Source organism: Bacillus salacetis (assembly GCF_003581585.1).
Lineage (GTDB): Bacteria > Bacillota > Bacilli > Bacillales > Bacillaceae_B > Rossellomorea > Rossellomorea salacetis.
This window is the reverse complement of record NZ_QXIR01000001.1, coordinates 1-18,783: the sequence shown is the minus strand read 5'-3', so window position 1 is coordinate 18,783 and position 18,783 is coordinate 1. Positions and strand designations below refer to the sequence as shown.

The 18,783-nt window shown below is 41.8% G+C and carries 22 protein-coding genes; 15 read left to right on the top strand and 7 right to left on the bottom strand.

Annotated elements, in window-relative coordinates:
* Nucleotides 1–242: 242 nt before the first annotated feature.
* Nucleotides 243–1,067, top strand: coding sequence for an aldo/keto reductase (locus D3H55_RS00100; RefSeq protein WP_119544780.1), 825 nt, complete (start codon nucleotides 243–245; stop codon nucleotides 1,065–1,067).
* Between the two features lie 119 nt (nucleotides 1,068–1,186).
* Here the strand turns inward: D3H55_RS00100 and D3H55_RS00095 are convergent, their stop codons facing one another.
* Nucleotides 1,187–1,549, bottom strand: a complete 363-nt coding sequence (locus tag D3H55_RS00095; RefSeq protein WP_119544779.1) for a winged helix-turn-helix transcriptional regulator — start codon at nucleotides 1,547–1,549, stop codon at nucleotides 1,187–1,189.
* Nucleotides 1,550–1,700: 151 nt separating this feature from the next.
* Between D3H55_RS00095 and D3H55_RS00090 the strand changes: the two genes are divergently transcribed.
* Together D3H55_RS00090 and D3H55_RS00085 are read left to right on the top strand one after the other, a co-directional pair.
* Nucleotides 1,701–2,900: an MFS transporter gene (locus D3H55_RS00090; protein WP_119544778.1), complete on the top strand. Its 1,200-nt coding sequence runs from the start codon at nucleotides 1,701–1,703 to the stop codon at nucleotides 2,898–2,900.
* A 33-nt stretch (nucleotides 2,901–2,933) separates the two neighbouring features.
* The gene (locus D3H55_RS00085) at nucleotides 2,934–3,773 is read left to right on the top strand and encodes an aldo/keto reductase (RefSeq protein WP_119544777.1); all 840 of its coding nucleotides are present in this window, start codon (nucleotides 2,934–2,936) and stop codon (nucleotides 3,771–3,773) included.
* Nucleotides 3,774–3,917: 144 nt separating this feature from the next.
* Here the strand turns inward: D3H55_RS00085 and D3H55_RS00080 are convergent, their stop codons facing one another.
* Nucleotides 3,918–4,601 carry an FHA domain-containing protein gene (locus tag D3H55_RS00080; RefSeq protein WP_119544776.1) on the bottom strand — a complete coding sequence of 228 codons (684 nt, stop codon included), beginning with the start codon at nucleotides 4,599–4,601 and terminating at the stop codon, nucleotides 3,918–3,920.
* A 118-nt stretch (nucleotides 4,602–4,719) separates the two neighbouring features.
* On the opposite strand from D3H55_RS00080, the gene D3H55_RS00075 reads away from it, so the two are divergent.
* Both D3H55_RS00075 and D3H55_RS00070 read left to right on the top strand, forming a co-directional pair.
* The gene (locus D3H55_RS00075) at nucleotides 4,720–5,691 is read left to right on the top strand and encodes a glycerophosphodiester phosphodiesterase family protein (RefSeq protein WP_119544775.1); all 972 of its coding nucleotides are present in this window, start codon (nucleotides 4,720–4,722) and stop codon (nucleotides 5,689–5,691) included.
* 119 nt (nucleotides 5,692–5,810) lie between these two features.
* Entirely contained in the window at nucleotides 5,811–6,125 is a 315-nt protein-coding gene (locus D3H55_RS00070; protein ID WP_168412904.1) for a hypothetical protein, read from the top strand.
* Nucleotides 6,126–6,238: 113 nt separating this feature from the next.
* Here D3H55_RS00070 and D3H55_RS00065 read toward each other — a convergent pair whose 3' ends face one another.
* Nucleotides 6,239–7,093, bottom strand: a complete 855-nt coding sequence (locus D3H55_RS00065; protein ID WP_119544773.1) for an STAS domain-containing protein — start codon at nucleotides 7,091–7,093, stop codon at nucleotides 6,239–6,241.
* A 143-nt stretch (nucleotides 7,094–7,236) separates the two neighbouring features.
* Nucleotides 7,237–7,575 (bottom strand): hypothetical protein, encoded by a 339-nt coding sequence (locus tag D3H55_RS00060; protein WP_119544772.1) that lies wholly within the window; start codon nucleotides 7,573–7,575, stop codon nucleotides 7,237–7,239.
* A gap of 428 nt (nucleotides 7,576–8,003) precedes the next feature.
* On the opposite strand from D3H55_RS00060, the gene D3H55_RS24800 reads away from it, so the two are divergent.
* From D3H55_RS24800 to D3H55_RS00050, 3 genes are all read left to right on the top strand, one after another.
* Complete coding sequence (locus tag D3H55_RS24800) at nucleotides 8,004–8,360, top strand: metallophosphoesterase (RefSeq protein WP_240628437.1); 357 nt, start codon at nucleotides 8,004–8,006, stop codon at nucleotides 8,358–8,360.
* A gap of 138 nt (nucleotides 8,361–8,498) precedes the next feature.
* Nucleotides 8,499–9,392, top strand: coding sequence for a 5'-nucleotidase C-terminal domain-containing protein (locus tag D3H55_RS24795; protein WP_240628435.1), 894 nt, complete (start codon nucleotides 8,499–8,501; stop codon nucleotides 9,390–9,392).
* A 296-nt stretch (nucleotides 9,393–9,688) separates the two neighbouring features.
* Entirely contained in the window at nucleotides 9,689–10,117 is a 429-nt protein-coding gene (locus D3H55_RS00050; protein WP_119544771.1) for a hypothetical protein, read from the top strand.
* Nucleotides 10,118–10,282: 165 nt separating this feature from the next.
* Here D3H55_RS00050 and D3H55_RS23910 read toward each other — a convergent pair whose 3' ends face one another.
* Nucleotides 10,283–10,450 carry a DUF8096 family protein gene (locus D3H55_RS23910; protein ID WP_168412903.1) on the bottom strand — a complete coding sequence of 56 codons (168 nt, stop codon included), beginning with the start codon at nucleotides 10,448–10,450 and terminating at the stop codon, nucleotides 10,283–10,285.
* Between the two features lie 475 nt (nucleotides 10,451–10,925).
* Between D3H55_RS23910 and nagE the strand changes: the two genes are divergently transcribed.
* The 4 genes from nagE to D3H55_RS00030 all read left to right on the top strand — a co-directional run bounded on the left by nagE (nucleotide 10,926) and on the right by D3H55_RS00030 (nucleotide 14,977).
* A complete protein-coding gene (gene nagE / locus D3H55_RS00040) occupies nucleotides 10,926–12,302 on the top strand; it encodes an N-acetylglucosamine-specific PTS transporter subunit IIBC (protein ID WP_119544769.1) in 1,377 nt (458 codons plus the stop codon).
* Nucleotides 12,303–12,471: 169 nt separating this feature from the next.
* A complete protein-coding gene (locus tag D3H55_RS24790) occupies nucleotides 12,472–12,561 on the top strand; it encodes a putative holin-like toxin (protein ID WP_240628433.1) in 90 nt (29 codons plus the stop codon).
* A 403-nt stretch (nucleotides 12,562–12,964) separates the two neighbouring features.
* Nucleotides 12,965–14,284: a copper amine oxidase gene (locus D3H55_RS00035; RefSeq protein ID WP_119544768.1), complete on the top strand. Its 1,320-nt coding sequence runs from the start codon at nucleotides 12,965–12,967 to the stop codon at nucleotides 14,282–14,284.
* 51 nt (nucleotides 14,285–14,335) lie between these two features.
* Nucleotides 14,336–14,977 (top strand): class F sortase, encoded by a 642-nt coding sequence (locus D3H55_RS00030; RefSeq protein WP_119544767.1) that lies wholly within the window; start codon nucleotides 14,336–14,338, stop codon nucleotides 14,975–14,977.
* A gap of 49 nt (nucleotides 14,978–15,026) precedes the next feature.
* On the opposite strand, the gene D3H55_RS00025 is transcribed toward D3H55_RS00030, so the two are convergent.
* Nucleotides 15,027–15,224, bottom strand: a complete 198-nt coding sequence (locus tag D3H55_RS00025; protein ID WP_119544766.1) for a cold-shock protein — start codon at nucleotides 15,222–15,224, stop codon at nucleotides 15,027–15,029.
* A 258-nt stretch (nucleotides 15,225–15,482) separates the two neighbouring features.
* Nucleotides 15,483–15,695 (bottom strand): hypothetical protein, encoded by a 213-nt coding sequence (locus tag D3H55_RS00020; protein WP_119544765.1) that lies wholly within the window; start codon nucleotides 15,693–15,695, stop codon nucleotides 15,483–15,485.
* Nucleotides 15,696–15,910: 215 nt separating this feature from the next.
* Between D3H55_RS00020 and D3H55_RS00015 the strand changes: the two genes are divergently transcribed.
* The 3 genes from D3H55_RS00015 to D3H55_RS00005 all read left to right on the top strand — a co-directional run bounded on the left by D3H55_RS00015 (nucleotide 15,911) and on the right by D3H55_RS00005 (nucleotide 18,212).
* Nucleotides 15,911–16,624 (top strand): MgtC/SapB family protein, encoded by a 714-nt coding sequence (locus D3H55_RS00015; protein WP_119544764.1) that lies wholly within the window; start codon nucleotides 15,911–15,913, stop codon nucleotides 16,622–16,624.
* Between the two features lie 117 nt (nucleotides 16,625–16,741).
* Complete coding sequence (locus tag D3H55_RS00010; protein WP_119544763.1) at nucleotides 16,742–17,650, top strand: DMT family transporter; 909 nt, start codon at nucleotides 16,742–16,744, stop codon at nucleotides 17,648–17,650.
* 4 nt (nucleotides 17,651–17,654) lie between these two features.
* Nucleotides 17,655–18,212: a GNAT family N-acetyltransferase gene (locus tag D3H55_RS00005; protein WP_119544762.1), complete on the top strand. Its 558-nt coding sequence runs from the start codon at nucleotides 17,655–17,657 to the stop codon at nucleotides 18,210–18,212.
* Nucleotides 18,213–18,783: the final 571 nt, after the last annotated feature.

The window sequence follows — 18,783 nt, the reverse complement described above, 5'->3', positions numbered from 1 at the left end:
AAAGGCGAATTCCCCTTTAACAGCCGATGTGCCAAGCTCTCAAGGGGGAATTTCAGTCCTCCCATGTCCCCTCCTTCATTTTCTCAAGTCTATTTACTTTAAAAATTCCCAGCTGGTTTTATATAATTGGCTTACCGGCCAGGTGGATTTCACGTTTTGCTTGGAATAAAGCAGGACCGCGGAGTACACCTTAAAGATGTGCTTCACCTGGTGAGGAATCTATTTTAAAGGAGATATGCCTAATGAATTTCGTGACTCTAAATAATGGTGTCAAAATGCCTCAGCTTGGATTCGGGGTATGGCAGGTTGAGAATGATCAAGCGACAGCAGCGGTTTCAAAAGCAATTGAAACGGGCTATACATCCATTGATACGGCAATGATCTACCAAAATGAAGAAGGTGTGGGCAAGGCAATCAAAGAAGCTTCAGTACCGCGCGAAGAACTCTTCATCACAACAAAAGTCTGGAATACCGACCAAGGGTATGACAACACATTGCGTGCTTTTGATGAAAGCTTGGAAAGACTTGGTCTTGACTATGTGGATTTATACTTGATTCATTGGCCGACTCCGGAGTTTGATGAGTACGTGGATACATATAAAGCTTTAGAGAAGCTTTATAATGACGGTAAGGTAAAGGCTATCGGTGTCTGCAACTTCGAAATCGAGCACTTGGAACGCCTTTTAAAAGAATGTGACGTCAAGCCTGTATTGAATCAGGTTGAATGCCATCCTCATCTTGCACAAAATGACTTGAAAGAATTCTGTGCAAAGCATGATATCTTTGTTGAAGCATGGAGTCCACTTGAGCAAGGCGGGGAAGTGCTGCAAAATGATACAATTAAAAGCATTGCTGAAGCACATGAAAAAACATCTGCTCAGGTAGTCCTTCGCTGGCACCTGCAAAATAATACAATTGTCATCCCTAAATCAGTCACTCCTTCAAGAATCGAAGAAAACTTCAATGTATTCGATTTCGAACTGACTGCAGATGAAATGAGCCAAATTGACGGATTGAACAAGGACAGACGTAAGGGTCCTCATCCTAATGATATGAATGTCAGATAAGAGCGGATCAGCTCCGTACGTATGGACTAGGCCTAAACAGGTCATAGGCTGTCCTGCTCCGCACCTTAAGAGAAAGCCCGATTCAAATTTTTTGAATCGGGCTTTTCGTGTGTTTAAGTCTACTCGTTCAAAATACTTTCCTCAAGTACCTCCGATTTATCTCCATATACTTTGGTAATATGGTTTTCCCCCCACGCACAAAGAGAATCCAGGATCCCTTGAAGGCTCCATCCATATTCACTCAGTTCATATTCTACTTTCGGAGGGACTTGATTATAGATGATGCGGTTGATGACGCCGTCTTCTTCAAGTTCCCGCAGCTGCTGGGTAAGTATCTTCTGGGTAATATTCGGCATCAGCCGCTTTAACTCACTTGTTCTTTTTTTACCATGGGTAAGATGGCAGAGAATCACACATTTCCATTTCCCGCCGATGACTTCCAAAGTGGCTTCTACGCTTATGTTATATTTCTTTTTTTTCAAATCGCAGCCTCCTATTCACAGGAACTTTTTAGTGCCTATAGTACTTTATGGTTCCTATATCACTTTAAAGTACGTACTTTTCATTTGAATCTGTATGAATCATACTAACATTTGCCGGCCGAAATGACTACTAAATGAGGAGGAAGAAAAAATGCCAAAAGAAAGAAAAAGAAGTCTATTAGGGCTGCTGGCTTTAGCGGTCAGTGCCTTTGCGATAGGAACGACAGAATTCATCAGCGTCGGATTGCTCCCGCTTATATCCGATGATTTGAATATTTCCGTGAAAACCGCCGGATTGACGGTTTCACTGTATGCACTTGGAGTGACAGTTGGAGCTCCTGTCATTACATCACTCACTTCCAGTATGTCCAGAAAAGCCCTGCTGCTCTGGATCATGATTATTTTCATCATTGGAAACAGTATTGCAGCAGCAGCTTCAAGTGTAAACATTTTACTTGCGGCAAGGGTGCTGTCGGCTTTTTCCCATGGCGTGTTCATGTCCATTGGATCTACCATAGCAGCAAGCCTCGTTCCGGCAAACAAAAGGGCGAGTGCCATTTCAATTATGTTCACAGGGCTTACGGTTGCTACGGTCACCGGGGTGCCATTTGGAACCTTCCTTGGCCAGCAATTCGGATGGAGAAACGCATTCCTGGCAATCGTCATCATCGGGCTTATCTCTTTGATCGCCAATGCCCTGCTTGTACCATCAGATTTAGAAAAGGGTGCGAAAGCGACGTTTGTTGATCAATTCAGACTTCTTACCAACGGGCGTCTGCTGCTTGTGTTCATCATAACGGCTCTTGGATACGGAGGCACATTTGTTGTCTTCACGTACCTTTCCCCATTACTTCAGGAGGTTACCGGGTTCAAGTCAGGAAGTGTAGCAATCATCCTGCTGATTTATGGACTAGCGATTGCGATCGGAAATATGGTTGGAGGAAGGTTATCCAATAAGAACCCTATAAATGCATTATTTTATATGTTTATCTTCCAGGCGGTTATTCTATTTGTCTTATCATTCACGGCACCTTTTAAAATTGTTGGGTTATTGACGATTATTGCAATGGGGCTGTTTGCATTTATGAATGTTCCCGGATTGCAGGTGTATGTAGTCATGCTTGCTGAACGATTTGTTCCCGGTGCGGTGGATATGGCATCCGCCCTCAATATTGCCGCATTTAATGCGGGAATCGCAATCGGCTCCTACCTTGGCGGGGTCATTACCGATTCAATCGGATTAATTCATACAGGCTGGCTGGGCGGCCTTATGGTGACGGCAGCGGTTCTGCTTACAGCCTGGAGCAGGCGCCTGGAAAATGTTGATCAGATTACTTCACAGGCAGAATAAGCGTAAAGAATAAAATAATTGGAGGAAAAGAATATGAACATGTTACAAAGCACAACTCAATTATCTAACGGAATTCAAATGCCATTGCTGGGGCTGGGTGTATTTAAAGTAGAAGAAGGTCCGGAGCTTGTCCATGCGGTTAATACAGCGATCAAGCATGGATATAGAAGTATCGATACTGCCGCCATCTATGGAAATGAAGAAGGAGTAGGCCGAGGGATCAGGGAAGGAACCCAAGAAGCCGGAATAAACAGAAGCGACCTGTTCATCACCTCGAAAGTATGGAATGATGATCTGGGTTATGAAGAAACTTTGGCTGCATTTGAACAATCATTAGAAAAATCCGGCTTGGATTACCTGGACCTTTATCTGATCCATTGGCCGGTGGAAGGGAGATATATCGATGCATGGAAAGCCCTTGAGAAGCTTTATAAAGATGGAAAAATCAAAGCGGTGGGGGTAAGCAATTTTCAAATTCATCATTTAAAAACCTTGCTTATGGAAGCTGTTATAAAGCCGATGGTGAATCAGGTAGAACTCCATCCAAGATTGACGCAGAAAACGCTGCTGGCTTTTTGTGAAAAAAATAATATCCAGCTTGAGGCATGGTCACCTTTGATGCAGGGGGAAATCCTCGGACACCCTGTTCTTCAAGAAATAGGAGAAAAGTACACCAAGACAGCAGCACAAGTGATCCTTCGCTGGCATTTGCAGAATCAGATCGTGGTGATTCCCAAGTCCACCAAAGAAAAAAGGATTATAGAAAATGCATCCGTATTTGATTTTGAACTTACTGAACCGGATATGAGAAAGATAGATGGTTTGAATCAGGATCATCGGGTCGGTCCTGATCCGGATGACTTTGATTTTTAAATGCAGTGGGACAAAAAGCAGACGCTGTCATGTGTCTGCTTTTTTTGGCTCTTTTTATGAATAGTGGTGCTATCACAAAAAGACGGAACATGGTCTTTCATTGAACATGTAGAGAAGTTTGTTCTGTCCTTTTCACCGGATCCTTCAGGTAATATCTTGAATTGATAAGATGTATCCCCTGCTTCTTATATTTTCTATGCTCAGGCACTCAGGTAGTTTCTTTCGGATACGATAGATCAGTGCATTGATTTCTTCAGGTGTTACATCAGGTGTCGAATCCTCTGAATGTTTTCTCTCTGGCCAGACAGTTTCTTTTATATCGTCGTTATAGATGAACTGACTGTGGTTGTTCAATAAAACCTCTAAACATTTAAACTCCTTCTCTGAAAAAACACGGATGGCCCCATTGACTGTCAGTTCCTGTCTTATGGGGTTTAACTGAAATTCCTTTGGGGTGGCGGCATGGCCCATGGGAACAAGATCGGCTGTCAACTCAAGGCTGGTCAGTGTAAAAGAAAATTTAATCAAGCCGCCAGCCAATGAAATATTGTCAGAATTTCTTAAGGGAATCTGCTGATTAGCAGTAAGCGGCCGGCGGTTGAGCCATGTCCCATGCTTGCTGCCTAGATCTTCAATGAAGAACTCACCGGATTGATGTTGGATTATCGCGGCGTGTTCCCTTGATATGTGGATATTCTGAAAGGGGATGTCAGGAGAATTCTCTTTTGACTTCCTGCCAATAATGGTTTTTCTGGAGCTAAGGGGTATAAAGGCGCCGTTTTCATAAGGTGTGCCTTGTTCAATGATCATAAATGCAGCTGCTTTCATTTTATTCTCCTAATGATGTGATTGTTATTGAATTATCATTGATCTTCTATTGAGGAATGTCCTTAATATTTACTATAGTCTTCATAGATAGTTTATACCGAAATTGGAGGTTAGGAAAGTGAACTTTAAGAAACTAGTAAAGAAGAGTGCCATTGTCATCCTTATTCTATCAGTTTTTATTTTTGCCAATAATACATCTCTCCTCACAAAAGAGCGGAAAGGGGACCCCTTCCTTCTTGCTCACCGGGGAATGGCCCAAACGTTCAGCATGCATGGGATTGAAGGGGATACTTGTACGGCGGAAAGAATCTATGAGCCGGAGCATACTTATTTGGAGAATACGCTTCCTTCTATAGAAGCAGCCTTTAAGGAGGGGGCAGATATGGTGGAATTTGATATCCGGCCAACGAAGGACGGGGAATTTGCCGTTTTTCATGACTGGACCCTGGATTGCCGCACCAATCTTACAGGAGAACCGAAAGAGTATACAATGGAGCAGTTGAAAAAGGCTGATATTGGATATGGATATACAGCTGATGGCGGAAAGACGTACCCTTTCAGGGGAGAAGGAGTCGGGCTCATGCCATCCTTGAAGGAAGTGTTAAGTACTTTCCCTGGTAAGTTGTTCTTGATTCATATTAAAAGCAATGACCGTGAGGAAGGCAGCCTGCTGGCTGAAAAAATCTTGCAGCTTTCAGACAGCCAGCGGGATTTAATTACAGTTTATGGAGGAGATGCCCCGATTCAATCGCTGAAAAAGGTCCTCCCTGATATCAGGGTAATGTCGAAAGAAACGCTGAAAGGCTGTCTTATTCCTTACCTGTCATACGGATGGTCGGGAGCAGTGCCGGATGATTGCACTGAAACCCAGCTGCACATACCGCAAAAATATGTCCGTTTGTTATGGGGCTGGCCGGATAAATTCCTAAATCGGATGGAGGCTGTGGAGACAAGAGTCATCATTGTGGCTGGAGACGGAACCTGGTCTGAAGGGTTTGATTCAGAGAAGGATCTGGAAACACTGCCTTCAAACTATACTGGTGGGTTATGGACAAATCGGATCGATAAAATTGCACCAATTTTCAAATGAATTGGAAAGATTATGATAATATATAAGAGAATTGCACTATATCACCCTGCTGAAATCAAAGATTATTTTCATCAAGTGAGCAGAAATAGATAAATCACTGAAAGAGGGGAAAGAAAATGATGTCGGCAAAAAAAACATTCTTTAGTCTTCTTGGAGGGGTAGCGGCAGCAGCAATCCTTAGCAGCGGTGCAGCATCGGCTGAGGAATCCGATAAAGGAGCAGTGATGCAGGCAGATGATGATACAATCAGTCCATTATCTGTTCCAGTGGATGGAGGCGGACATACCTGGACCTATGTGAAGACTGTCTATACTTCATCAGGATACATCAAGCTATATAGCGATAGGGATTCTTATTGGTATTATACGAAGGAAGTTTATTACGACAAAACCGGAAAAGTAATCAAAACAGTATATGATAGATTTGCCTTGTAGCGTGGAATGAAGGGCTGAGTTTCAGTCCTTTTTATTTGTGCCGGACTCATTATTGAAATGAAATTAATTCGAAAAAATAGCAGCCGCATAAATGTGGCTGCTGGAAATATGGCTTAAGAAACGGTATTGAAATTCAGCGCAATCAAAGCTTGATGAAGGGTCCCTTTAATCGTCAAGCGATCAAGGTTCAATCCCAGGGAAACCATTGTATGAGAGACCTCTGGGCGGATCCCGGTGATGATCGCCTTTACCCCGATTAAAGAAAGGGCTTCGATTATCTTGAATAATTGATCAGCAACCATCGTATCAACAGTGAGTACACCGGACAGGTCGATGACAAGGTGATTCAATTGTAATCTTTCCGCTTGCTTTAATGTTTCCTCAATCAGCAGCCTTGCCCGTTCAGTATCGATATTTCCGATTAAAGGCAAGATACCGACTTCCGGTCCAAGAGGGACTACTGGAACTGATAATTCAAGGAAAGCCGATTTTGCATTTTCCATTGCCTTTTGGAAACTGTCCACATAGCTCAGACTGAAATTATAAACCGCTCGGTCCAATAATGGATCTATAATAGAGATTACTTTAAATAAAGTGTCTGTGGAAATACTGCATTCATTTGCTGCTTCCCTGACAGCCTTCCAGATATATTCCCTATAGAAACTTGTGTCCTTCAACGCTTCATTCAAAGGTGCTCCCAGTTGGAAGAAATACTCACCGTTCGTACGCCCCCATTGGTCAACTTGATTGATAGCTTGCTGCGGATCTTCATACTGTACCAATGCTTCTCCAAATAAGCTGAGAAATTCCGCACGAAGTTCGAGGATTTTTGGTTCGAATTTTGCGAAATTGTGTTTATCTGTTTCAGTCATGGGGACCCCTGCCATTCTATCCCTATGTATTTCTTTTGCAAGATCATGTTTCTTGACTAAAATTCTGTGTCCCAATGCATGTATTTCATTAGTCATTTAATTATCCTCCAACTTCTCTATCACGGTTTTCCGGACTTCTCTTCCAAATTATCAAACTACCGATTATTATATCTTATTTCATCCAGGGAAAGGAAATTAATTGTGGACAAGAGAAAGTCCGGCATTTGCCAGACATTCACTTAATAATTTATTTGTTCGAATAGAAGATACTTTTCATTACTCGTTTTTGCAACAAGAAAATCATCATGGTTCCGTACACTGAAAATTTTAGTCCCTTCCTCCAGGCTGTTAGAGGTGAGATCAGCGACAGGGTGAAGAGCTTTATCTATCTTTGAAGTGATTTCACCCATTTCTTTGTCCAGAGTCAGCGGTTTTTCTTCATTAATCCGCAGATACTCTTTTCCATTGACGGTCATCATCTCTCCATATCCGCACAGTTCACTTGGAACAGCTGCCTCTTCAGTACCGCATCCGCTAATGAACAGGAGAGCAGCTCCAATTACGAAAATCTTTTTCATCATTATTCCTCCTTAGACGATTTCATCTATAAGAAGGTTATTCATGCCTGTCTTAGAAAATGAGTGAAAAGAAAAACGGCTCTGCAAAAAAACAGGGCCGTTATTTATAGAATAATTAATTCGGGTTTATGATTTCTGTCAAGAAAAGAATTTCATCTTGTATCAATGCTTTTAAACTAGTGTCAGGGCATCGCTTATAATCATCAAAAAGTCTGCCGAGTTCTTTTATGAAGATAAGGGTTTCAATGTCTTTGTTCATATATCAACATCTCCGTTCCTATAGGTATTATAGACTATTAACAAGATTTTTAAACGAAAAATTAAGAAAAAAATGGAATTTTAATATTCGGAATTTTTCTATGTTTGCAGGAGTATAGGATGATGCCTCGAAGCTTATTGGTAACAAGTATTGAAAATAGAGGTGGAATATGAAATTAAGAATCATGCATACGAATGATCTGCACAGTCACTTTGGGCAATTTTCCAGAGCTGTCACTTTAATCAAAAAGTACAAAGATGAACATACATTGTTAGTGGATGGCGGTGATTTTGCAGACTTTAAAAGTATCGAGCTCCAGGGTACAAGAGGGGCAGCTGCGATAGAACTGCTGGAGTACGCAGGGTATGACGCCATCACCATCGGCAATAACGAAACCTTCAATGGAGTGGACACCCTGCAGTATATGGCGGAGATAAGCAGGGTGCCGTTCATCAGTAACAACCTTCAAAGAAAAGGAAAGGTTCCGGTCAAAGGAGTTATGCCATCCATAATCATTCAGAAGTAAGGGGTCCGTATCCTCATTACTGGATCTTCACCTGATCTTGGGGCTTTCAATGATGGTTTGGGGGTCCATATCAGTTCTTATAAGGAAGCCCTTAAGGAGGTAATCCAAACTCGAAAAGGGGAATATGATCTTTGTCTTGTGCTGAATCATGTCGGTACTTTTGCAGATGATGCCCTTGCAGAGGAAATAGATGGTATTGATATCATCATCTCCTCTCATGATCACCAGCTTTACCCGGAGGCGAAAATAGTCAATGGAACGATCTTGAATAGTGCCGGTTGTTATGGGGAATATGTGGGAATCATTGATATTGAGATCTCTACTGCAGGAGTGGAACTGCTTCACTCCAAAACAGTGGCAACAAGGGATGAGGAGGAAGATGGGGAAGTGGTCTCAATACTCAAACGAAATAAGGAGAAAGCCATTGATGTTTTGAGTCAGCCGCTATATCGCCTTAATACCCCCCTTTGGCATGATGCCGTCGAAGAAAATCCGATCAGTAACTTGATCGCAGACGGGTTGCGGGATATGCTTCAGTGTGAAATAGGATTGATCAACAGCGGGATAGTCAACGCCGGGGCATTTGAATTTATATCTAACAAGAAACTCATTGAGATTTGTCCCTCACCACTAAATCCCACTTCTTTTGAAGTCCAGGGTAAGCACTTGCGGGAAGCATTCGAGCAGTCGCTTGATGCACAGGTATGCCTTGCCGAGGGAAAGGGACCAGGGTTTCGGGGGAGGTTTGCCGGAAAACTGCATGTTTCCGGAGCGATAATAAAGCATGATGGCAATAAGGTCATTGAGGTATTGATCGGCGGCCAGCCGCTTGAAGAGGAAAAATTCTACAAGGTTGCAAGTTCGGATTATCTTCAGAGAGGATCCGGCTATCCATCGCTTGCGAATAATAAAAATGAAAAGTACCTCGCTGAGGAGATCAAGGACGTCATCCGCATGTATGCGAAAGAACCATCATATACTGAGAAAGCTTTACTGCCACGCTGGCGGGCCAGTAATACTGTAACGGCGTAAGTGTCCAAGGTATCATTTTAATAGGCTCTATTCGTAAACTTTGTCGCTATTTAAAATGAATTTCAACTAATATCCTGGTAAATCGCCGAAAAATCCTGATAAGCCGGAAAGAAAAAAGATGCTCTTTTGTTTCGAGAGTAAAACATCGGAATACAGGTGGGAAAATCAGGCACCCGGGATTTTTCCAAAAGCAACAATATATGCGAAAACAGCCTTGTAATAAGTGATACCATCCAGGTTTCTATATTGGTATACTGTGTAGGTGCTCGATTAATATAGAAATGGGAGAGCGGGAAATGAAGAAAGGCATCAAAGCGCTGGCTGAAGCTGTGAATCAGCTGCATGATATACTGATTAAAGTGTCGAATGACTTTTTGGGCCTGAACCTAACGGATAAAGATTTGCATTTCTGGATCATGGGATTCATCGGGATCGCTGCCTTTATGGTCGTTTTCCTTTTCACTAAATGGCTTTCGAAGCTTCCTTTTGGCATAACAATCATTTCTTTCCTTTATACCATGACATTCATGTTCGTCCTAGTGTTTGCTATAGAAATTCAGCAGGCCATCACAAACAGGGGAAATATGGAATTTGCCGATGCTGTAATCGGATTATGGGGATACCTGGTTTTTTTCATGATTTATGCAGCTCTCGTCCTGTTGGTTTTGGGAGCGAAGGTTCTATATACAAAATACAGAGAGAAAGATTCGGATATAAAAATGTAGAGGCTGTGACATAGCTATTTTATTAGCGTCCAAAGCCGAATGCTAATTTCACTTAAGATCTAATTGAATTCAAAAAGCCGAACTATTCTAGAATGCTGAGTTAGCATTTCTAAAAATAATTCGGCTTTTTTAGTTAATGAAAAGCTTTTGTTCCAGCCTCGTTTTTTATACAATTTTTGTCTTGCCGCATTCTCTGCACTTTCTGTAAAACATTCCATCTTTAACAGTCGATTTGAATAATTTATTCCCGCATTCGCATCTTCCGCTGACTTCATCAGGTTCATCTTTATAATAAACGATGTCTTCATTTTTGGTTTCTGAATTGTTTGTCATCTCACAACTTCCTTCCGTTGCTTTTTGGTACATAGTTTAATATAGCAGTATTTCAGGGGGATTTCCATGAAGCAGATGGATATATTTGTGGCAAGGTCTTCCACGGTGGTTTAAGGGGGGGACAGACCTGATTCATGAGAGAAGAGGTCAGGCTGCCTGGATGGTAAGAAAGCGGGCATTTACCTGGAAGAAAATAAATATAGAAGAAAGAGACAGATGCTGCGTCTGTCTCTTTCTTTTAGAATCCATGATTACTGGTTCTTAGCTTTCAATGGGACTTCCTTTTTCTCCTCTTCTTCACACGCGGGCTAATGACTTGAAGGGAAAGCCATATAAACACGTATCAATCATAATTCATGGAGGGATTTTATTTTCCAAGATGGAAAGTACGTCTTATCGATAGGATTCCGACATATTTTATAGTACGAGTCATTATTTCTAAGTAAATACATTTTGAGAGAAAGAAGGGGTGGAAATGTTAGGGTTTTTGCAGCGTATTGGCAAGGCGTTGATGCTCCCGATTGCTGTTCTTCCTGCAGCGGCTTTATTGCTGCGGATCGGCCAGCCGGACTTATTGGACATAGCTTTTATATCGGCAGCGGGAAAAGCGATATTTGATCATTTGGCATTGTTGTTTGCGATCGGGGTAGCGATTGGGCTTTCGAAGGACGGGAATGGCTCAGCCGGTTTGGCAGGGGCGATAGGATTTCTTGTATTAGTGGAAGGAACAAAAGCCATTAATGAGGAAATCAACATGGGGGTCCTGGGAGGGATTCTTGCGGGTGTGATTGCCGGTATACTCTATAACCGGTATCACGATAAAAAACTTCCTGATTATTTAGGGTTCTTTGGAGGAAGGCGGTTCGTGCCAATTGTCACATCTCTGGCGATGATTTTGCTCGCAGGCATCTTTGGATATGTCTGGCCGCCGATTCAGGAGGCGATCAACGCTGTAGGAGAATGGATCGTGGGAGCGGGTGCACTAGGGGTAGGAGTGTTTGGTTTTCTAAACCGATTACTGATTCCCCTCGGTCTTCATCATGTGCTGAATACACTTGTGTGGTTTGAGTTTGGTGAATTTACGAATGCTGCGGGGGATGTGGTAAGAGGGGATTTAACCCGTTTCTTTGCCAAAGATCCTGATGCCGGGATCTTTATGACGGGCTTCTTCCCGGTAATGATGTTCGGTCTTCCTGCGGCGGCGTTTGCAATGGTAGCGGCGGCCAAGAAGGAAAGGAGGAAGCTGATTACAGGTGCAATGGCCGGTATTGCCTTCACTTCATTCCTGACAGGAATAACGGAGCCGATTGAATTCTTGTTTATGTTCCTGTCGCCGGTTCTTTATCTGGCACATGCGATATTGACAGGGGCAGCCATGTCATTGGTCTATATACTTGATATTCACTATGGATTCGGTTTTTCCGCGGGTGTAATCGATTATATATTGAATTATAATATTGCCAAAAAGCCGCTGATGCTATTAGGAATCGGCCTGTTGTACGGTGCGATTTACTTTGTGGTTTTCTACTTCTTGATCATTAAGCTGAATTTAAAAACACCTGGAAGAGAAGATGAAGTAGAAGGCGAATTTTCTCAAATTGCACCCGCTGGCGGCAATTATGCAGAACTTGCGGTGAAATATCTTGATGCCTTGGGAGGAAAGGGAAATGTGGCGGTTATCGATAATTGTGTCACCAGGCTCCGGATGGTGGTGAATGACACTGGTATTATCGATGAAACTGAATTGAAAAGACTCGGTGCCAAAGGAATCATCAAGCTTAACCAACGAGATTTGCAAGTGGTGGTTGGAACCGACGTTGAATTTCTGGCAGACGAGTTGAAAAAGTTGTAGTAAACGAATATGGATATGTGCGATGACAGGGAAATGTACCTATTTAAAAATTCAGAGGGGTCCTTTTTGCTGAGATAAATATCAGCCAATAGATGATATAATAGAGATACAGCATAATACAGGATGGGGCAGCGGCTCATACTCCCGTAAGAAGGGAGGTGATACGCTTATGGTTGCAATTGGAGATGTCCTTCAGATCATGATTGCATTTGGAACGCTCGTTGTCGCGATAATCGCGGTGACAGAAAAAAAGAAGTAACCATCCCATCCCCGGCCAAAGGTTAAAGATGATTACTTCTTATGTTTAGCTTATGTTGAGCCGCTGCATTTCCATGCAGGTATTTGCTGTAAGGGAGTCCTGATTGCCGTCAGGGCTCTCTTTTTATTTTATGATGATACCTTCATTATATACTTACCTTGTTTTTTCGTAAACCAAACACTCCTCAATAATAAGTTTTTTTAAAAAAATAAATATTTTTTCATCTCTAGAGATAGTAGGGTTTGCCTGGTTATTTCTACCCTGAAAAACCAGAGTTGATACAATCTGATTGTTTACAAAGTACTTGGGGTGGAATAGTCCTAACGTAACATATAATTATACAGCTTCTTTACAAGGGTGTTACATAACATCTCAAAAGAAGAAAAAACCAAGGAGGTAAAAGATGAATTTTAAAAAAGCATTAGTCGCAGTTCCATTAAGTTTATCGCTGTTAGTTCCCGGAGTGGCAGCAGCAAACAATTCGGAAGCACCATCAGTTGAGACACCGGCGGTCGAGTTAAGGGCTGACCTGGATAAACTGTTCTCTGAACATGCTTATCTTGCTATGACAGCTATGAGAAAAGGGGCAAATGGGGATGAAGATTATGCTCAAGTGGCAGAAGCATTAAATGGGAATACAGATGACCTGACAGCCGCTATCGAAAGCGTTTACGGAGAAGAAGCAGGAAATCAATTTAATGAATTTTGGAGCAATCATATCAGTTATTTTGTAGATTACGTAAAAGCTTCTGCCAATGGTGATGAAGATGCTAAACAAGCAGCTTTGGAAGAACTGCAAATGTATAAGCAGGATTTTTCAACTTTCATTTCTGAAGCTACAGATGGAAAGGTCCCTGCTGATGTATTAGCTTCTGGATTGCAAACTCATATCGAGCAATTAATATCCGGTTTCGATGCATATATGGCTGAAGACTATGATAAAGCATATTCAACGCAGAGTGAAGCAATGGAACATTTGTATATGACTAGTAAAGCCTTGTCAAGTGCAATCGTGAATCAATTCCCGGAAAAATTCAATAATACAAAAGCAGTTACGAATGCCTCAAACCTTCGATCCGATTTGAACTTCCTTCTTTCTGAACACTTTGCACTTGCACAGCAGGCGATGCAAAATGGAATCGATGGAGCACCTGAATTTCAGGCGAATGTCAATGTCCTGAATGAAAATACAGAAGAGCTTTCAGCAGCAATCGGTTCTGTATATGGAGATGAAGCAGCGGCTAAGTTCAAAGAAATGTGGAGCAACCATATCTCCTATTTCGTTGATTATGTGAATGGTACAGCGAATGAAGATGAAGCAGCAAAAGAAGAAGCTCTGAATGAATTAAATCAGTACCGTCAGGATTTCTCCCAATTCATCAGCAGCGCCACTGAAACACGCGTTGAAGCAGATGCTTTGGCAGCGGGGCTTCAAACTCATGTTGACCAGTTGATCGGAACCTTTAATAGTTATGTCCAAGGTGACTATGAAGCAGCATGGGAAACTGCCAGAAAAGGGTACGGACATATGTTCACACCTGCAAAATTATTCAGCTCGGCATTTGTGAATCAGTTCCCGGATAAATTTGCGGGTATGCCTGAAATGCCGAATACGGGTCTTGGTGGAATGAACAATACCGACAGTACATGGGTACTATGGGCAGTTCCTGGTTTGCTGTTTGCTGGCCTGGCACTATTTAGACGTAAATCTGTAACAGAGTAAATTCAACAGGGGAAGGGGTAACTCTTCCCTTTTTTACATAGGGGGAGAAAAATGAAAGCATGGTTAAAAAAAAGCATTATTCTATACTGGATTCTCCTTGTTACAACAATTAGTGCTAATACAAGTGCAGCAACTTCGGATAGCATGATTCTTCCATCACCAGTAGAGGAAAGTACTGTTGCAGAAATTGCTGGAACCAACCTCAATTATAATCCAACACAGACCCACACCATCAATAAGGCTGAAGTAATCCCTGAAAAAATTATCATACCCTCTATTGAGATGGAAGCACCTGTCGCAAAGGTGGGGTATTTGGAAAATGGAGAAATGGAAGTACCTGATAACATCCATGAAGCCGGGTGGTTCGAGCCTGGTATAAAGCCGGGAGGGTCAGGCAATGCCGTCATTGCCGGACACCTTGATGGAAGGGGGGAGCCCGGGGCATTTTATCATATCAGGGAATTAAAAAAAGGTGATACCGTTGAGATTCAGGGTGAAAATGGTAAAAGACTTATCTTTGAGGTCATTGGCATCGCTTCCTATTTTACGGGTGATGCACCGCTCGAAAGTATATTCGGTTACCACGCAAATCCTCGATTGAATTTAATTACCTGTTCCGGGAATTTTAATGATGAAGAGCAAGAGTACGAGGAGCGCCTCGTGGTATATACAGAGTTGGCTGGAATGGAATAAAAAAAGAACTCCCGATTCGGGAGTTCTTTTTCGCAGTTATATTAACTAATTACTTAGTTACGTTAGCAGCTTGAGGTCCACGAGCGCCTTCTTCAACTTCGAAAGAAACTGTTTGACCTTCTTCTAGAGTTTTGAAACCGTCGCCTTGGATAGCAGAGAAATGAACGAATACATCGTCTTGTCCTTCTACTTCAATGAAACCGAAACCTTTTTCTGCGTTGAACCATTTTACTTTACCTTGTAACATATGTGTTTCCTCCTGCGTGGCTTTTGCCACAATGTATTACCATTCTTGCTCTAAATAATCTATCAAGACGAATCTTTAAGCGTTACCGAACAAAAACAATTAATGTCATCTTATCACCATTACGGGCTTTCGTCAAGGCGTCTGAATGTGGCAGAACTGCCTCAGTATTTAAGGGCTGAAGCTTGCCAGTGGGGGATTTCCGGGGACGATGAATAAAAAGATTCATCATCAATGGGTTGATTTCCAATATTTATCAAGTTAATCGGCATTGATATTCTCTATTTGATTTAAGTAAAGAGAAATGACCGATTTCGTATCATCCATGTAAAAAATCAGTGTGCGAGTGTCTGGGTAAAACTGCAAGAGCCGGCCGGAAAAGGAGGATTTTCCCTTCTTGGCTGTTAGATATTCCACACGTAAGAGTTTATTCTCGAGCTGCCAATTTCTTAATAAGTTCTCCCACTCTGTCATAGTGCCTCCTTTATATTGTTCAAAGTTGAAAAAGTCATAATGATGGCAGGGAATCTGCATATAAATATAAAAAGGCATGGCCGTATTTACAATGTAAAACGAGTATTCCCTGCATTACTGCTGTTTAATCCATTTTGAATGAGGATAAATAAGAGAAAAAAATATAATTATATTTCTAAAAGCAATCAGGGTATGATGGAGAGGCAGGAAAACCAATGTTTATGACCGATGAAATGATTACTTCTACTATAAGATTATTTGTGATTGTTCTATTAAGCGGGCTTATAGGGATTGAACGTGAAGCCAAAAATCACCCCGCGGGTTTAAGAACGCATATTGTTGTCGGTGTCGGGGCATGTCTCCTGATGCTGGTTTCCATTTTTGGATTTGAAGATTATCTTAAGGAACATAATGACTTGCGAGGCTTCGACCCCAGCAGGATCCCGTCCTATGTAATATCGGGTATAGGCTTCCTTGGGGCGGGTACTATTTTAGTCCAGGGCGGTATAACCGTGAAAGGATTGACGACCGCTGCAAGTATCTGGGTTGTGGCAGGACTTGGCATCGTGGTCGGGATAGGCATGTACTACGAAGCGGTACTGGCCACTATCATCATCGTTACCACATTGTTCTTCTTAAACCGATTCGAGAAATTGTATAAAAAGAAAATAGATATGAAAGATAATCTGCTGCTGACATTGACCATGGAGAAAGGTGAAGGACATATCAGCAAAATAAATGAAGTATTTTCTTCTGAAGATATGGATGTATCTCAGTATAATTTAGAGGGAGACACCACGAAAGCCGGAAATTTGATAAAGTATACGCTTTCCATTTCGACAAAAGGGCGGTCTCATCCCTCAAAGATACTGGAAGAACTGCAAAAGTTTACTTTTGTTAAGTCAGCTGAAATGAATAAACGCTCATAGAAAAAATCGGCCTGAAGCAAGGCTGATTTTTTTATTTGCCAATTGAGAAGGATTCTGGCTCAATGGTATAGAAGTAAGAATCCGCTGAGAGGGTTTAAATTAAAGGAGGTAATAAAGGTGCAGGAATATCGCATAAATCCATATTTCATCCTGATCATCGGAGTGTTATCTGTTTCCACATCTGCCATCCTGGTGAAGGTTTCAAGCGCAGATGCCGGAGTGATTGCCTTTTACAGGCTTCTGTTTACCATCATCTTGATGTCTCCTGTATTCCTTATAAAGTACAGGCAGGAACTGAGAAGGATCACGCTTAAGGACTGGGGCTACACAGTAGCTGCAGGATTCTTTCTGGCGTTTCATTTCATCCTATGGTTTGAATCGTTGAATTACACATCTGTCGCGAGTTCTACAGTCCTGGTCACGCTGCAGCCGTTATTTGCTTTTATTGGGACATATCTTTTCTTTAAAGAGAAATTCAGTAGATCTGCACTATTGTCTGCTGCGTTGGCAATCAGCGGAAGTGTCGTAATCAGCTGGGGTGATTTTCGGATAAGCGGAATGGCCTTATGGGGAGATCTGCTGGCGCTCCTTGCCTGTGCGCTGGTTACGGCGTATTTGTTATTCGGACAGAACGTCAGGCAGAGGCTTTCTTTGATTACATATACATTTATCGTATATCTGATGAGTGCGGTCGTCCTTTTCATATATGTATTGATAAAAGGGGAAAGGCTGGGCCCATATCCAAATGAAGAATGGTTCTATTTTCTGCTCCTGGCCATAATACCGACCTTGCTGGGACACACCTTGTTCAATTGGTCACTGAAATGGCTGAGCACTTCAACGATTTCCATGGCCATCCTTTTTGAACCAATAGGCGCATCCGTCCTAGCGTATTATCTTTTGGAAGAGTCGGTAATGCCGTCACAAATGATTGGCGGAGGTGTCATCTTGTTAGGGATCTACCTATTTGTAAGAGAGGAACGTAAACTCAGAAAATTAACAGCTGCACAAATGAAGGGGGCTTAAAACGATGGATCAGGCATTTAAGGTCTTTCCTCTGCTGGAGACAGAAAGACTGATACTGAGAGAAATAACTGTCGAGGACGCACAAGCAATTTATGAGAACTTCTCTGATGACCGGGTGACAGAGTATTATGATCTTGAGACATTCACTGATCTTTCGCAAGCAGAAGCGCTCATACATAAATTGTTATCAGGTTTCACAAGCCGTGAGCAAGTGAGATGGGCGATCACAATCAAGCCGGAAGACCTCTTAATCGGTACTTGCGGCTTCCATGCAATCGAGAAAGAACATTTCAAAGTTGAAGCGGGTTATGAACTGAATCCCGATTTTTGGGGAAGGGGAATAATGCGAGAGGCGTTAAATGCAATATTCACTTATGCATTTGAACAAATGGGTGTCAACCGGATAGAAGCTTTTTATGATCCGGAGAACGATCGATCAAAAAATGCTCTTGAGAAATGCGGGTTTGTATATGAAGGAACACAGAGGAAACGGTTTTTTGAAAAAGGAAAGTTTGTTGATGCATCACTGTCATCCCTGCTGAAAGAAGATTTCCAAAGGTGAGATTCAAAAAGGAGGAACGGCAGAGCTTGCCTTCCTCCTTTTTGATTATCTTATATAAACACGTACGTAAGGGCGGAAAAGAAAAATGCCATAATGGTAGAAAAAATGAATGTCCCCCCTCTTACCTCTGTTTCGGATTCACTGATCTTGATTGCTTGAACATATGAAAATGAAAATAAATATATTGCCATGATGAATGAAAGAAAAAGGGCTGTGTTTATTAGCATGTAATAGAAGAACTCCTCTCAAAGGTAATGTTTACTTTTAAAATATATGAGACCATAAAAGATTTATGTTTTATTAGAGAAAAGTTTTCAAAAAAAGTATTGCGTAAAAAATATTATCATGATATATTATTATTCGTCGCTGCAAACGGCACGTTAACTTACCGCATCATTCAAAAAAAGTTTTGAAAAGTGTTTGACACTGAGATGATGAAGTGTTAAGATAATAAAGTCGCTTTTGAAACACAGCGAAAACAGATTGAACCTTGAAAACTGAACAAAACAAGACAAAACGTCAACGTTAATTTTAGTAAGAATTTCGGTTCTTACACAGTTGCTAACACATT